The sequence below is a fragment of the Alicyclobacillus fodiniaquatilis genome (assembly GCF_042678105.1).
GTDB classification, from domain to species: Bacteria; Bacillota; Bacilli; order Alicyclobacillales; family Alicyclobacillaceae; genus Alicyclobacillus; species Alicyclobacillus fodiniaquatilis.
In genome coordinates this window covers 1-14592 of record NZ_JBHUCX010000038.1, presented here as the reverse complement: position 1 = coordinate 14592, position 14592 = coordinate 1, and the positions used below count along the sequence as shown (strand labels likewise).

The following is a 14592-nucleotide window of genomic DNA, read 5'->3' as shown; positions in this document are numbered from 1 at the left end:
GAACAACCTGCTAAAATAACTTGCTGGAAGTTGCAATGAGATGTTGTGTACGTCAGCCTGTTATGTTAGCATTGATACTCGGCGCATTGCACTAAATGTCGCCATATCATCCTTGCTCCATATGGGGCCATAGGCCAGAAGGAGGTGTCACGGTATGCGTCAGTACGAAACGATGTACATTCTAAATTCAAATTTGGAGTCTGAACAGACAACCGAATTGGTTCAAAAATATCAATCGCTCATCTCTGGACAAGGCGGTCAGATTGACGAACTGCAGGAGATTGGCAAACGTCGTTTGGCGTACGAGATCGAAGGCAACCGTGAGGGCTATTACGTGTTAGTACAATACACGGCCGGTGCGGAAGTGCCGACAGAGCTCGAACGGATCATGCGCATTGATGACAATGTCGTTCGTTATTTGACAGTCCGCGTAGGTGAGTAATTCGCGGAGGGGAAACCATGCTGAACCGGGTAATTTTAATTGGACGTTTGACTCAAGATCCTGAGTTGCGTTATACAAATTCAGGCACGGCTGTAGCTTCGTTTACGTTGGCTGTTGACCGCATGCGGTCTGGTCAAAGTGGCGAGCGCCAGACCGACTTTATCAATATTGTCGTATGGCAGAAACAGGCGGAAATCGTATCGCAGTATTTGCATAAAGGGCGGCTTGCAGCTGTAGATGGTCGTTTGCAAATACGCAGTTATGACAATCGTGAGGGTCAAAAGGTTCGTGTCGCAGAGGTCGTTGCTGAAACGGTTCGCTTTTTGGATCGCGGTCCAGAAGGGCAACAGCAAAACAGCGGCTTTGGCGGTGGACAACCTTCCACTGGCGGACGGCCGCGTACCGATTATGGTTCAGCACCTTCGTTTGAAGATGATCCTTTCGCTGACGACAGTCAAACCATCGACATTTCGGAAGATGACTTGCCTTTTTGATGTTAGTGCGCTTGGTAGAACGGGTTACCACAAAACGACGAGGAGTTGATTCTTATGCCACGCAAAGGACGTGGGGGGAAGCGTCGTAAGGTTTGCCAGTTCTGCGTAGACAAAATTGACTATGCAGATTACAAGGACATCGGTCGTTTGAATAAATTCTTGACCGAACGTGGCAAAATCTTACCGCGGCGTATCTCCGGCAACTGTGCACGTCACCAACGTCAGGTGACTGTCGCGATTAAGCGAGCACGTCAGATTGCCTTGATGCCTTACACGACTGAATAAGTCGAATGAGGTTTGAGTTAAAAATGCACTCCAGTCAAAGCTGGAGTGCATTTTTCAATTTGGTGGCAAATCGTGCTTCTTTCATGGCGTTCAGAAGGAAATACGGGTATATCCGTGGAACTGAACATGTATAAAACGCCTTATGTTGAAAGCGGATAGGTCAAGGGGGAACAAGTGTGGCCAACATTGAATCGCAAGTTGACCTTACCCGTAAACTACAGACCGTCGAGCATGATAAAATTGAGCTTGTTCAACAGGTTGTTGAAGTCTTGCGGAGTATTCAGTCAGGCAATCAGGGAGAACTGACAGTCACCTTAGGCAGTGTTGTTGGGTTGGCTTACTTGTTGGGGGTCCAGATGGGAATCGCTCCACATCAGATAGATCATGAAATTATCAATGGCTACAGGATGGCCAAAGCAGATGGTGTAAGTCATGCTGATTTGGAAGAGGTCATTGAACATCTGCACAACCGCATATAGACGACCATCTGATTCATGCCAGTTGTAGCGCCATTTTTCTATCGGCCACTCGGACGTTGATTGCTAAACAATGGATTGTTTGGCGGTTTTGCGACATGGGTTGGTCGCTTTTGCATTTGCTCAAATCCGATTCCACGTCTAGGATAAGACTACAGGATGCAAATATAAGGGGGACGTGCCGATGAAAGTGATCTTATTAAAAGATGTAAAAGGACAAGGGAAGCAAGGGGAACTGAAGGAAGTATCCGAGGGTTACGCACGCAACTTCCTCTTGCCGCGTCATTTGGCCGAGGAAGCGACGCCTGCCGCCTTGGAGCGCTTGCAGACGCAGAAAGACAAACAAGCGCGGCACAAGGCGCAGGAGTTAGAGGAAGCCAACGCCTTGGGCGCGCAGTTAAAAGACAGAAAGATTGTCGTGAAGACGCAGGCTGGAGAAGGCGGCAAATTGTTTGGCGCCATTACGACCAAACACATTGCCGATGCGATGAAATCAGAGGGCATTCAGATTGATAAACGAAAAATCCAGTTACATGATCCGATAAAATCTCTTGGTGGGCATCAAGTGCAAATCAAACTCCATCCACAGGTTACGGTGACTGTTCTTGTTTATGTTGAAGCAGAGTAAGGCTGTCCTCATATGGAAGGCGATTGTCGATGGCAAGTGAACAACAAACCAGTTGGCAAACGAGTTTGGGTGAATCCTTACTACGTATGCCACCACAACAAATAGAAGCAGAACAAGCTGTGATTGGCGCGATGCTCATTTCAGAGGAAGCGGTTGGGGATGCGCTAGAACATCTGGAACCGGAGGACTTTTATCGGGCGGCCCATCAATCTATCTATCGAGCCATGCGCGAGGTGTACGAAGCAGGCCAACCGGTTGATGTGGTTACGGTGGCTGCAGCGCTTAGAACGCGAGATGATGCGTTAGATCAGGTTGGCGGCGCGGAATATCTAGCTGATTTGGCCGCTGCGATGCCAACGGCGTTGCACGTGAATCAATACGCGCAGATTGTGCTTGAAAAGGCGCTGTTGCGGCGGATCATCGCTGCTGCGACCGATATTGCCGAAGAGGGATACAGCCAGGATTTATCGGCTACAGACGTACTGGCCGCTGCGGAAAAGCGAATTCTCGAACTCAGTCAGTTTCAAAAGACACGCGACTTTACGCATATTGCGGACGTTCTGGAGACCGCGTTCGAGCGAATTGAACAGTTGTATGCGAGCGAGGGTAGCATCACGGGTGTTGCGACAGGCTACAGCGAGTTGGATCGGATGACAAGCGGGTTCCAGAAGTCGGATTTGATCATCGTGGCCGCTCGTCCGTCTGTCGGAAAGACGGCTTTTGCGCTGAACATCGCGCAAAATGTGGCTGTCCGCAATGCGTTGCCTGTCGCCATTTTCTCCTTAGAAATGTCGAAGGATCAGTTGGTGCAGCGTATGCTGTGCGCAGAAGCTTATATCGATGGACACAAACTGCGTACGGGCTCATTGGATGATGATGACTGGCCAAAGCTGTCCATGGGGGTCAGTACGCTCAGCAACGCGCCGATCTATATCGACGATTCGCCCGGTATCAACATATCGGAAATGCGCAGCAAGTTGCGGCGCCTGAAGCTGGAACATGGACTTGGCTTTGTCGTGATCGACTATTTACAGCTGATTCATGGCCGTCGTTCTTCGGGGGAAAACCGGCAACAGGAGATTTCCGAAATATCGCGTTCACTCAAGCAACTGGCGCGTGAATTGGAAGTCCCGATTGTCGCCTTGGCGCAGCTGAGTCGTTCGGTCGAGCAGCGCCAGGACAAGCGTCCGATGTTGTCAGACATTCGTGAGTCTGGTTCGATTGAGCAAGACGCCGATGTAGTCGCCTTTCTTTATCGCGATGATTACTATGATCCGGAATCTGAACGGCAGAATATCATTGAAATTATCATTGCCAAGCAACGTAATGGTCCTACAGGGAAAATTGATTTGGTTTTTCTGAAGAACTACAACAAATTTGTCAATCTGGAAATGACACATCAGGAAGCATGAGAGAAGATCAGAGGGTACAGGAGCCGCGGCCGTTATCGCGTAGGGAACATCAACAGGTACTTGCCCAAAAGCGCAAACGTCGGCAAAAACGACGCAAAGCGCGATTGCGCAAACTGCGATTTTACAGATCTTTGCGCAATCTGCGTTTTTGGTTTCGCGCTGTCATTGTGCTTTTTATCGGATTGTGCATCGCTTTTTGGGCGAGATTTGCCTTTGTTTACGATATCCCGCAGTACGCGATGGACAGGCTGCCGTCACAAGTCGTCTGTTACGTTACAGTGAAACCATGGTGGTTTGGGCCGCCAGTTTTTGATATTGGTCATTATGCGACGCAAGATCCGAGTATACCGACTTCATATCAGCCATACCAAATGCTGTTGATGAATTTAGGCAAGTATCAATCTATTTTAGAGCATCCCGAATTTATTTGGACACTGCGTGGCTAATTGTCCAGCGGGGGAGGTGTGCAGGTGTGCAACATATTCTCGTCGTCGAAGACGAAGAACCGATTGCAAATATCCTGAAATTCGCCTTGGAGCGCGCTGAATATCGTGTGACGTGCGCGTATGACGGGAACGAGGCGCTGACATCGTGGCGGACCCATGTGCCGGACCTGATTTTGTTGGATGCCATGCTGCCCGGGCTTGACGGGTTTGACGTGTTGCGCACCGTACGAGCAGCCTCCGTGGTCCCTGTGATCATGCTCACGGCCAGGGATGATGAGGTCGACAAGGTGCTCGGCCTCGAACTTGGCGCGGACGACTATGTGACAAAACCGTTTAGCACACGTGAATTGCTGGCGCGGGTGAAAGCGAACCTGCGGCGTGTGAACTTCGACGAGGGTGTCGATGAACAGGGTCGAGACAAGCTGGTGATTCACGATTTGGTGGTCGATTTGGCGCATTATGCCGCGACGAAGGCAGGACGGCCTATCCCATTGACCCATCGCGAATTTCAACTGCTCGCCTTCCTTGCATCGCGGCCTGGTCAGGTGTACACCCGCGAGCAATTGGTCACAGATGTGTGGGGAATGGACTACGAGGGGGATGAGCGCACGGTTGACGTGACCATCCGTCGACTGCGCGAGAAACTGGAGACGGATCCGAGCCAGCCGCAGTATGTCCTGACACGTCGCGGCGTGGGCTATTATGTGAGGAATTCCTGACATGATATGGCGCAGTTTACGCGTAAAGTTGGTGCTGGTCTACACTTTGCTCATCTTGTTTGCCGTTGAGCTGATTGGCGCCTATTTTGTCCGCACTTTGACCAATTCGTTGATCAACACGCAGTCCAAGGCGGCCGAAAATCAGGCGGAGCTGATGGCGACACTGGTCGCGCCGCAAATTGATGACAGCGCTAAACAAATCAGCGGATCGATCACGTCGGTTTTACAGTCCATACCGCAGTTTTTAAACGGCACGGTGTATATGTTGAGCAAAGACGGCTATGTCATTTACACATCTGCAGGCGGCGCGCTGGTTGGTCAAAAACGCACAGATTCGGTGGCCACGCAGGCGCTGCTGCACAAAAAGAATGCGGTTGCGGTCCGTTTCGATCCGCTGACGCGTCAACATCTGCTCGCTGTGGCTGTGCCTGTGCTGCAACAGGGGAAATTTGCAGGTATTCTCGAATATGTGTTGCCTGTGCAGGTGACCTACGAAACCATCCGCCAGGTGACGACCATTTTTTATACGGGGAGCGGTCTTGTACTGGTGCTCACCATCATTTTGGGCGCCATTCTATCAAGAGCGCTGACGCGTCCTGTGCTCGATGTGACGCGTCAGGCGCGAGTGATGGCAGGCGGCGACTTCTCACGGCGCCTGGAAGGCAGCAGCAATGACGAATTTGGCGACTTGGTGCAGGCCATCAACCACTTGGCCGACGAGTTGGATGAGGCGTTGGCAGCCAATCGCCGGGAACAGGAGCGTCTGCGCGCCATCATCACCTCCATGGGCGAGGGTGTTATCGTCCTGGATTCGGCGTGCGCTGTTCTGTTCATGAACCACGCCGCGCGGCGTCTTTTGGCTGTCGAGGGCGTGGATGCCCAGGTGGCCGTGGTCTCCCGCTTAGGGTTGATGGAAATGTTGGAACAGGCGAAGAATGGCGATTGCGCCGACGTGCGTGTGGTCGGCGGGGCAGTGTTGCATATCATTTTGACGAGTATTCGCTTGCGGGAGCAGTCGGAGGGCTTTGTCGCGGTGGTGCGCGATGTCACCGAACAGGAGCGGCTGAACCAGGCGCGTCGCGATTTTGTCTCCAATGTTTCGCACGAACTGCGAACACCTTTGACGAGTATCAAATCCTACTTAGAAGCGTTGTCTGATTTGCGTGAGGACGAACAGGAAACCCGGCAATCCTTTTTGGCTGTCATCGGGCAAGAGACCGATAGAATGGTGCGTTTGACACGTGATTTGCTGCAACTTTCCGGTTTGGACAGAGGACAGGTGCAGGCGACGCATCAGATGATCTCCATCACAGATTTGTTGCAGCAAATCTCACAGCGGTTTTATTTGCAGGCGCAACGGCAGCAATTGACACTGGATGTTCAACCGGTGCAAACGCAAGCATTCATTTTCGGCAATCGGGACATGCTCAATCGCATTTTGGATAATCTGGTTTCCAACGCCGTAAAATACACACCGCCGCATGGTCACGTGACGGTTTTTGCGAAAATTGAGCCACAGCGTGTGCACATTCTTGTCAAAGATGATGGCATTGGCATTCCAACGGCAGATCTGCCCCATGTATTTGAACGGTTCTATCGCGTGGATAAGGGGCGCAGTCGGCGGTTGGGAGGGACTGGGCTCGGATTGGCGTTGGCGCGGGAGATGGCGCAGAGATTAGGCGGCGAGATCGAGATGACCAGTGAAGTCGGTGTTGGCACATGCGTACAGGTTTCCTTTGACAGGGCGAAGGAGGTGCCGGCAGAGACATGAATCGGTACCGTTGGGTTCGCAATAGCAAAACCATTGTGCTGTTTGTCCTTGTCGCTGGCAGTCTCTTGCTCAGCTATTTTTTGTGGTCGGGGAATTTGGAGGAGGGGGAGGAGATTGGCTTTGTTCAAGCGCCATCCTTGCCCATTGCCGCGACGCCGGACATTGCAAAAGCCGTCCGACCATACGCCATTACCATCTCGACCTCGCAGGGCCAGACGGTCGTGAACCCTGATTCCAGCGATTATACGTATTGGTCGAATCAATTGCATACGGCGCATACATATGCGTCACAAACTGTGAAAACTCTACCCAAACAATTGGAGATGTGCGTCACGTTTGAATTTGGCATCAGTATCAGCCATTCGCTGGGGACCAATTGGCTTTCCAACTTCGGTTCAACGGTGAACGCTTGGAGCGGCAGGGAGATTGTGTTGTACAAACTGCCGGATGACAATGCTTGTCGCGTTGCTTTGATTGGCGACAGCAGCATCATGACCATGAAAACGGATTTGAACGTGAGTCAGTTGCTGCAGCACGCAGACAGCAATGTCAAGCGCGAACCGTACGATGTGGTGGGGGAGGGCAGTTCTATCAGTTACGTGCCGCAGCATTTGACCATGAAGACGGCGACTTATCGTGTAAGGCAACCAGATTCGCTACCGCTCATCCACACGTTTTTCGTCAATCCTCAAGCCACCACGCGCATTCAGGAAAATGCGCATACGCTGTTGTGGACCGACGGCACACGCGCCGTTCAGTGGGACAAACAACAGCAGACACTGCAATACGAAGATCCCAATGGGGAACAACTGGCCATTCACAAAAATCCGTTTTTGGCCGTGATCGACTTCATTCAAGAACATGGCGGGGGCGCATCCAATGTCATCGGCTTTGATGCGGTTGGGGCGTTGACTTCTGATGCGGATGCCTACACCTACGCCTTTATGCAATATGAGAATGGCTTCCCTATTCTATCGCCAGATGCGGATTATGATATCGATTTTGAGAATGAGCGGGTGGAGAATTACCAGCGGCCGATGTGGGTGATGCAACAGCCGATTCACCAGTCCACGGTCAACATCATCGATGTGAACGAATTGAAGCAGGTCATGGCTGGTTTGGACAAGCACGATCCGCTGCAAAACTTTAAAATTGTCCTCGGATATGCTGCGACGCCTGAGGGAACCACGAGCATGCTGTTGCAACCTGTGTATCTGGTGACAAATAGCAGTGGGGATTCGTTTGTGATAAATGCTGTAGACGGCACACCGATGCCCGGGAGTGATATCGCATGAACTGGGAGACTGCGAAGAATTGGCTCATCGGGTTGTTTTTGTTGCTGGATATCCTGCTGGGTTGGCAACTCTACTCGTCGCGGCAAGTCATGAATGGCTATGTGGAATCGCAGACGGACATTCTGGCAAACACGAAGACGCTGCTCGCCGAACACGGCTTGACATTGGCCACAGACGTTCCGCTCAAACAGCCGGACTCATCATCATTTCAGGCGGATATCCAGTCGCCGAACTTAAAGCAACTGGTGAAAAATATCTTTCCCGACGCAAAGAATGTCCATATTTCCACCTCCATGGACGAAGCGGATACGGATACTGGCCAAATCATCTCGGTCGCGACTGGCACATGGCAGGTCTCTTTCAATGCGCCACAGCAAATCACAGGGACACACGCCGCTGAAAATTACTTTTATCAAGGCGAGAAGTACGTGGTCGATCCCGTTGAATCATCGGCTGGACATGCCGTTTATGTGCAATCGTACAACGGCTATCCGATTTTTGACGCCCCGGTATACGTGACGACGGATAAAGGCGGGCTTTTGTCCTACTCGCAAACGGAGATCTTTAACATTCGCCCGACAAGTGATCCAAAACCGGTGATTTCTGCTTTGGATGCTTTGGATAGTCTTGCAAATGCGGTGGACAAGAGTGATGATAGCAAGGACAATAAAATTTTAAAGGTCGATTTGGGCTATGCGCGGAAAATCTCGCTCTACCAAGTGGACAATCAGGCGAATTATTGGTTTCCGGTTTGGCGTGTGGTCACACAAGGCCAAATCTACTATATCAATGCGTTTACCGGAGAAGTGGAATTCGCGCCTTAACTTTTTTTGCGCGATGCATCTTGCATCAGCAGCATAAAAGATAAGGTCAGGTAGACGGGACATTGCGGATGGCGCACACAAAGGCACCGATTTGATTTCAAGTAGGGGGAAAAGAAACGTGCAGTTCAGCATCCTTGCAAGTGGCAGCAGCGGAAATGCGCTATATATTGAACATCGCGAGACGCGTATTCTGCTCGATGCAGGGATCAGCGGCAAACAGATTCGAATGCGTATGAATGCGGCGTGTAATCGAGATTTAGCAGATTTGACGGCAGTACTGGTCACGCACGAACATGACGACCATATTAAGGGCTTGGCGCAGGTGTATAAGCACGCTTCGAGCATGGTGTACATGACCGAGGGGACGCACCACGGCTTAGGGGACAAACTCAAGCCGGAGACGTTCGATCAGCCTTGGACGGTGATTCATGAAGATGAGCCGCTGCAAATTGGCGATGTCCGCGTGACGCCGTTTGCCATATCCCATGATGCAGAGCAGCCCGTCGCTTATCGCTTTGATACGGACGAGTCGAGCTTGGCAGTGGTCACCGATTTAGGTTATGTCACAGATCATCAAAAAGCGTTGTTGCAGAATTGCGACGCCTATGTTTTCGAGAGCAACCACGATGTGGACATGTTGCGTGTCGGCCCTTATCCCTGGCACATCAAACGTCGCATTCTCGGCGACAAAGGTCACCTGTCGAACACCGACGCTGGGTATGCGCTGGTGGATATCCTGCCGGAGTCAGCGGTGGATGTATACCTAGCCCACTTGAGCGCGGACAACAATCAACCGGATTTGGCGGATTTGACCATTCAACGGGTGCTGGAAGACGCTGCGCCGTATGTCGCAGGCCAAGTGCGCCTCAAGCGTACGAGTCGGCAAAACCCAACGGAGTTTGTGCAGATTACCAAAGCAACGGTGTGATGCCTTTCCCTATGCCCTCGTGTTGCATAATGAGGCGGAATATCGGCCATCCTCTTTAACAAATATCCTTTTAATTCCCTTCAAAAACCTGTTTCAAATCGTGTATAGCCTCTCATATCAGGGGAGAATACCGAGATCAAACTCGTCCCAAGACAAAAGAACGGGGGCGGATGGGTACATAAAATGCTGCGGGTTGCGAAGGATAGGACGTTGAGGAGGACGATAACACGTGGGGTTTTATCGGGGTAGGAGAGAAGACCGTTTTCATTCATCGAACTCCTGGCGCTGGGTCGCTGTCGTTGCGTTGTCGGCTTTGGTGGGTTCTGGTGCGACGCTGGCGATAGAATCGACAAGCAATCATCGCGGGATCACGCTTGCAAAGAGTATCAGCGCATCGAGTCGGCATGATGATTTCGCGACTGTGACAAACAACGTCAATGTCAACGTCACCGACGGCGTGACAGAAGCCGTCAAACGCGTTGAACCAGCCGTGGTGGGTGTCGAGAATTACGCCAGGGTATCTGATTTCTTTTCACAGCAATCAAAGCTTGAGGCGACCGGTGTCGGGACAGGCGTCATGTTTTATAAAGACGGCAAGTACTGCTATTTGGTCACCAACAATCACGTGGTGGCTGGCGCGGCCAAAGTGGACATTGTACTCAATTCAAGCAAACATATCAACGCGACGGTGGTGGGCACAGACCCATATACCGATTTGGCGGTCATTAAGGTGCCTTTAAACGCATTTAAGGGCATTGAGCCGGTGACGTTCGCCAACTCCGACAACATTCAGCCTGGCGAGCCAGCCATCGCCATTGGCACGCCGATGGGGCTCGATTTTGCGGACACGGTGACGAGCGGGATCGTCAGCGCGAAACAACGGTTGATGCCCGTACAGGATCCGGGCGGTCAGAGTGGGGATCAGACCTTGGATTATCAGACGGTCATTCAGACCGACGCGGCCATTAATCCGGGCAATAGTGGCGGACCGTTGGTGAACATCAATGGCAGTGTCATCGGGATCAACAGCAGCAAGATTGTCGCGCAGAATTTTGAAGGGATGGGTTTTGCCATTCCGTCGAATGAAGTGCAAATCATCGCCAAACAGCTGATGAGCACAGGGCATGCTGAACATCCGGCTTTGGGCGTGACTGCTTATTCCCTGGGCACACTGCCGCAACAGATGTGGCCTGACGTGCCGGTGGATTACGGCGTTTGGATTCGGGCTGTGACCTCGAAGGAATCGAGAGCGAGCGGTTTACAAGCGAATGATGTCATCGTTGGATTGAACGGTCATACGGTGAAAACGACAGCCGATTTGCGCACGTACCTGTTTAAGACAAAGCCGGGTGACACGGCGACGCTAAAAGTGTATCGTGGCAATAAGTTGCTGACGCTGAAGGTCAAAATCGGATCGATGGAGACGGAATTGACGACTGACAACCGCCAGCAATCGGACGATGACGATTGAATTTCGGTGCGCGGAACCGTCTGTTTGGACGTTTGCGCGTGGAATAAATGAGGTTTGGATGGCGAGATATGCACGTTGAAGTGATTGCAGTTGGCAAGCTAAAGGAAAAGTACTGGGTGGAGGCGCTTCGCGAATATGAGAAGCGCCTTTCGGCGTATGTCACATTGAACATACATGAGGTGCCGGATGAACCAGCGGCAGAGACGCTGTCAGACGCCGAGCGGTTGCTGGTCTTGCGCCGCGAGGCGGATAGGATGGAAAAATTGCTGCGCCCGCGCGACGGGATTGTCCTGATGGACATTCAGGGGAAAGCGATGTCGTCGGAGGTGTGGAGTGATACATACGCGGGGCTGCTTGGGGAGGGATTCGGGCGGTTGGTGTTTGTCATCGGCGGATCGAACGGGGTGCATCCGGATTTGCGCAAGCGTGCGCGGGTGCGGTGGAGTTTCGGGCCGTTGACGTTGCCGCACCAGTTGGCGCGGGTGGTGCTGTTGGAGCAGTTGTATCGGGGGATTCGGATTATGCGGGGGGAACCGTATCATAAGTAAGCACACGTTCCTCTTTCAATGAGGTATCAAACATCAACTCCACCTTTTCAACTTTCCGATCCTTTATGTTTTGAGCTTGTGTGACAGTTATTTCTTTGACAAGTGAATGTAATAAGGCTTTCTGCTGTTCTGGTTTTGCCTTAGGTAGTAACTCAGAAAATACAGCGAGACTTTGTTTAATTTCCTTTTCAGATATTTCCTTTACGGTTGGTTGTGCAAGAGCTTCCTCAACGATACACTTCTGTTTAAGTATTTCTTTTTTTTCTTGTTCCAAAGTTCGCAGGCGGTCTTTAAGTGATTCGACTTCGATACTTTCTGTCTCAAACAAAGTCAAATATTTATTGATGTTCTTCTGTATATTTGCAAGTTGACCGTTGAGGTAATTGAGATTGCTCAGTAATGGTTCCTTTTGTTCGGAAATTTTCTGATTTACTCTCGAAACAATTGAAGCCAGATAATTTTGATTGTGAAACACATTTTCAAGCCTTTGATACACATCTTCTTCAATCCAATCTGCTCTAACGCTGTTTGAAGAACAAACTGCGGAACCTTTACTATGGAAAGCCCCACATTGATAGTAACGGATATAATGATTTTGATTTTTAGACTTATTCTTGTGCCCCCTCATGCCACTTCCACACTGCGGACACCGTAGAAGAGAGGTCAATGGAAAATGTCCTGTGAAAGTCTTACTTGGCTTTTTAGACTTTATGTTAAAGATATTTTGCACTTTCCCCCACGTCTCCATATCTACAATCGGATCGTGTACTCCCTTGACAATGATAGGATCGCCCTTTCCTTGTCTACGTTTCTCATTCCAGTTCTGAACACTGTTAAAACGAATGTAGCCTGCATATGTAGGGTTGGTGATGATCTCACGGATCGACGTGATTGAAAAATCGGAGTGGTTCTTGGTCTTGTAGCCAGCATGGTTTAATCTATTTGCAATGGCTTTATACCCATACCCTTGGACATATAAGGAGAATATTTGACGAATAATCTGAGCCTCTTCTTCGATAATAATTAATCTTTTGTTCACAGATTTATAACCCAGCAATCTACCTCCGTTCCATAACCCTTCACTTGCTCTTTGAGTCATACCCATTTTCACGTTCGTAATTAGAGTCTTTCTTTGTAATTCGGCTACTGAACCCATTACCTGAAGGGTCATACGGGCATATGGCGATGAATAGTCATTGTTTTCTTGTAAAGAAAAGAACCGAACGTTATTTCGATCCATTATGATGTGCATTGCTGTAAGTATATCTCTAAGTTCTCTGGAAAGTCGGGAGATATCCCAAACAGCAATTATGTCGAACAGGGATGATTCACAATCAGCAAAAAGTTTCTTGATACCTTGACGGTTTAGATTTTTTGCACTTATCCCTTCATCCTTGTACACTGCAACAACTTCGTGGTGATTGCGGTCACACCAATCTCTTAGAGCTTTGATTTGCCCGTCAATAGAGAAGCCTTCATCAGCTTGGTCTTCCGTGGACACTCTTACATACAATGCAACTTTCATTCTCCATCCTCCTCTTGAAAATTGGGATCAGCCATACATTCTTTGATACACTGTAGCACTTTTCGACGTTTCACTCTGTCTATGCGTGATAAGTTATGACTAAACAAATCACAGAGAAATTCAAAGTTATCCTCGTCCTCTGTTAACGAACGCATATTGGTAATAACCAGATCGGCTTTGTACAGATCAGGAGGATAAATCAGGTCTAAGAGGGCATTGCTGATAGAATGAACATCACGTTTTAATCTCTCCATTTTGCGTTCGTAATAGTTTGTTCTATGCTTCATTTCTTCTTCTTCTGAATGTCTCTCTGACCACTGAATTTGTTGCTCTAAAATTTGTGGGGAAACAATACCGAAATGTTCCAGGACAATATCAATTTGATCCTCATTTATACCAAGTTGTTCTAAAATTTTACAACAAGTGTCATAGTCAGGATTCCTAATGAATCCGCGTTCCAGTTGAGAAACGTAGGCAGAAGCTTTTCCGACTTTACTCGAAAGTTGCCGAGAAGATATGCCAGCCTGAATTCTAACCCGTTTGACCTCTCTTCCAAATTGAATACCACCCAATTCTACCACCTCGACGACATTGTACAACGTGTGTCATGTAATATCAATTTTTTAATTTATTTGACTTATGAATTTACATATGACACAATGTTGTTGAAGGAAGGGGGGAGGCTATGTCTGAGCATGAACCAGTAGAATATCGGAACATTTTAGTAGACCAAGTGTCGGCAGTATTGCTTGACGTTCTAATCGAACAGCAGATCGATTTATGCGACATTATGTCTGAATACTTCGGCAGTGGAGAACGTCCTAGAGGATATAGACAACACATATAGGGAGCAACATGTAGGGTACGAAGAGGTTGGGATGGAGGAAACTGGTGAATGGTGAGAGTAACAAATCCTTGCGGATAGTTTGCCAATGAGTAAGGGATACGGGGGGGCAGATCACATGAATCAAGGCCTTGCGATCCGCAGATTGCTCAATAGCAGACTTATTCGGCAACTCACGTTGATTGTTTCATTGGTAGTATTTATTGAACTAATTGTATATTTTATTTGCTGAATTATGAATATAGTCTATATTATACACAAAAAACTACAATCCGAAAGGCAGGTGACAGTGTGAAAATAAGACTCAGCACTCCCTTCTTTCGTCTAAGGAAAGCAAGGGAGATTGACTACAAAGTAGTTATTCATGCGGAAAGGCAGGTGACGTTAGTAGACGTTAGTTGAGTAGTTGTTTGTGGCAGGATGAAAGTGCAGGATGTGGCGGCGTAAAACTGCAGTTTTACGCCGCCACAAATCAAGACTTGTT

The 14592-nt window shown here is 49.4% G+C and carries 16 protein-coding genes; 14 read left to right on the top strand and 2 right to left on the bottom strand.

The genetic code is table 11. From position 1 onward, the window contains the following. The first annotated feature begins 154 nt into the window (after positions 1-154). From rpsF to rlmH, 14 genes are all read left to right on the top strand, one after another. Complete coding sequence (gene rpsF, locus ACFSB2_RS14860) at positions 155-442, top strand: 30S ribosomal protein S6 (RefSeq protein WP_377943873.1); 288 nt, start codon at positions 155-157, stop codon at positions 440-442. Positions 443-459: 17 nt separating this feature from the next. Then, on the top strand, positions 460-936 hold the full coding sequence (locus ACFSB2_RS14855; protein WP_377943872.1) for a single-stranded DNA-binding protein: 477 nt from the start codon (positions 460-462) through the stop codon (positions 934-936). A 54-nt stretch (positions 937-990) separates the two neighbouring features. Next, positions 991-1221: a 30S ribosomal protein S18 gene (rpsR, locus tag ACFSB2_RS14850; protein WP_067622129.1), complete on the top strand. Its 231-nt coding sequence runs from the start codon at positions 991-993 to the stop codon at positions 1219-1221. 176 nt (positions 1222-1397) lie between these two features. Then, entirely contained in the window at positions 1398-1700 is a 303-nt protein-coding gene (locus tag ACFSB2_RS14845; protein ID WP_377943871.1) for a MazG-like family protein, read from the top strand. Positions 1701-1881: 181 nt separating this feature from the next. Further along, positions 1882-2325: a 50S ribosomal protein L9 gene (gene rplI / locus ACFSB2_RS14840; RefSeq protein ID WP_377943870.1), complete on the top strand. Its 444-nt coding sequence runs from the start codon at positions 1882-1884 to the stop codon at positions 2323-2325. A gap of 29 nt (positions 2326-2354) precedes the next feature. Continuing rightward, the gene (gene dnaB / locus ACFSB2_RS14835; RefSeq protein WP_377943869.1) at positions 2355-3737 is read left to right on the top strand and encodes a replicative DNA helicase; all 1383 of its coding nucleotides are present in this window, start codon (positions 2355-2357) and stop codon (positions 3735-3737) included. Further along, the gene (locus ACFSB2_RS14830; protein WP_377943868.1) at positions 3734-4183 is read left to right on the top strand and encodes a hypothetical protein; all 450 of its coding nucleotides are present in this window, start codon (positions 3734-3736) and stop codon (positions 4181-4183) included. Before dnaB ends, ACFSB2_RS14830 begins: the two co-directional genes overlap by 4 nt. A gap of 26 nt (positions 4184-4209) precedes the next feature. Continuing rightward, entirely contained in the window at positions 4210-4902 is a 693-nt protein-coding gene (locus ACFSB2_RS14825) for a response regulator (protein WP_377943867.1), read from the top strand. Position 4903: 1 nt separating this feature from the next. Continuing rightward, positions 4904-6673, top strand: a complete 1770-nt coding sequence (locus ACFSB2_RS14820; protein WP_377943866.1) for an ATP-binding protein — start codon at positions 4904-4906, stop codon at positions 6671-6673. Continuing rightward, complete coding sequence (gene yycH / locus ACFSB2_RS14815) at positions 6670-7968, top strand: two-component system activity regulator YycH (protein ID WP_377943865.1); 1299 nt, start codon at positions 6670-6672, stop codon at positions 7966-7968. Before ACFSB2_RS14820 ends, yycH begins: the two co-directional genes overlap by 4 nt. Continuing rightward, a complete protein-coding gene (gene yycI / locus ACFSB2_RS14810; protein WP_377943864.1) occupies positions 7965-8792 on the top strand; it encodes a two-component system regulatory protein YycI in 828 nt (275 codons plus the stop codon). The genes yycH and yycI overlap by 4 nt, the downstream gene beginning before the upstream one ends. Positions 8793-8910: 118 nt before the next feature. Continuing rightward, positions 8911-9720 carry an MBL fold metallo-hydrolase gene (locus ACFSB2_RS14805; RefSeq protein WP_377943863.1) on the top strand — a complete coding sequence of 270 codons (810 nt, stop codon included), beginning with the start codon at positions 8911-8913 and terminating at the stop codon, positions 9718-9720. Positions 9721-9949: 229 nt separating this feature from the next. Then, positions 9950-11191: a S1C family serine protease gene (locus ACFSB2_RS14800; RefSeq protein WP_377943862.1), complete on the top strand. Its 1242-nt coding sequence runs from the start codon at positions 9950-9952 to the stop codon at positions 11189-11191. Positions 11192-11259: 68 nt separating this feature from the next. Continuing rightward, positions 11260-11739 carry a 23S rRNA (pseudouridine(1915)-N(3))-methyltransferase RlmH gene (gene rlmH / locus ACFSB2_RS14795; RefSeq protein ID WP_377943860.1) on the top strand — a complete coding sequence of 160 codons (480 nt, stop codon included), beginning with the start codon at positions 11260-11262 and terminating at the stop codon, positions 11737-11739. Here rlmH and ACFSB2_RS14790 read toward each other — a convergent pair. Together ACFSB2_RS14790 and ACFSB2_RS14785 are read right to left on the bottom strand one after the other, a co-directional pair. After that, positions 11711-13264: a recombinase family protein gene (locus ACFSB2_RS14790; protein WP_377943859.1), complete on the bottom strand. Its 1554-nt coding sequence runs from the start codon at positions 13262-13264 to the stop codon at positions 11711-11713. The two genes, rlmH and ACFSB2_RS14790, sit on opposite strands and share 29 nt — an antisense overlap. Beyond that, positions 13261-13836 (bottom strand): helix-turn-helix domain-containing protein, encoded by a 576-nt coding sequence (locus ACFSB2_RS14785; protein WP_377943858.1) that lies wholly within the window; start codon positions 13834-13836, stop codon positions 13261-13263. The genes ACFSB2_RS14790 and ACFSB2_RS14785 overlap by 4 nt, the downstream gene beginning before the upstream one ends. Positions 13837-14592 lie beyond the last annotated feature (756 nt).

Bases quoted from the DNA above. Each gene is read 5' to 3' on its own strand.
- ACFSB2_RS14830 (WP_377943868.1), top strand. From the start codon at position 3,734: ATGAGAGAAGATCAGAGGGTACAGGAGCCGCGGCCGTTATCGCGTAGG.
- dnaB (WP_377943869.1), top strand. From the start codon at position 2,355: ATGGCAAGTGAACAACAAACCAGTTGGCAAACGAGTTTGGGTGAATCC.
- yycH (WP_377943865.1), top strand. From the start codon at position 6,670: ATGAATCGGTACCGTTGGGTTCGCAATAGCAAAACCATTGTGCTGTTT.
- ACFSB2_RS14820 (WP_377943866.1), top strand. From the start codon at position 4,904: ATGATATGGCGCAGTTTACGCGTAAAGTTGGTGCTGGTCTACACTTTG.
- rpsR (WP_067622129.1), top strand. From the start codon at position 991: ATGCCACGCAAAGGACGTGGGGGGAAGCGTCGTAAGGTTTGCCAGTTC.
- rpsF (WP_377943873.1), top strand. From the start codon at position 155: ATGCGTCAGTACGAAACGATGTACATTCTAAATTCAAATTTGGAGTCT.
- ACFSB2_RS14790 (WP_377943859.1), bottom strand. From the start codon at position 13,264: ATGAAAGTTGCATTGTATGTAAGAGTGTCCACGGAAGACCAAGCTGAT.
- rplI (WP_377943870.1), top strand. From the start codon at position 1,882: ATGAAAGTGATCTTATTAAAAGATGTAAAAGGACAAGGGAAGCAAGGG.
- ACFSB2_RS14855 (WP_377943872.1), top strand. From the start codon at position 460: ATGCTGAACCGGGTAATTTTAATTGGACGTTTGACTCAAGATCCTGAG.
- yycI (WP_377943864.1), top strand. From the start codon at position 7,965: ATGAACTGGGAGACTGCGAAGAATTGGCTCATCGGGTTGTTTTTGTTG.
- rlmH (WP_377943860.1), top strand. From the start codon at position 11,260: ATGCACGTTGAAGTGATTGCAGTTGGCAAGCTAAAGGAAAAGTACTGG.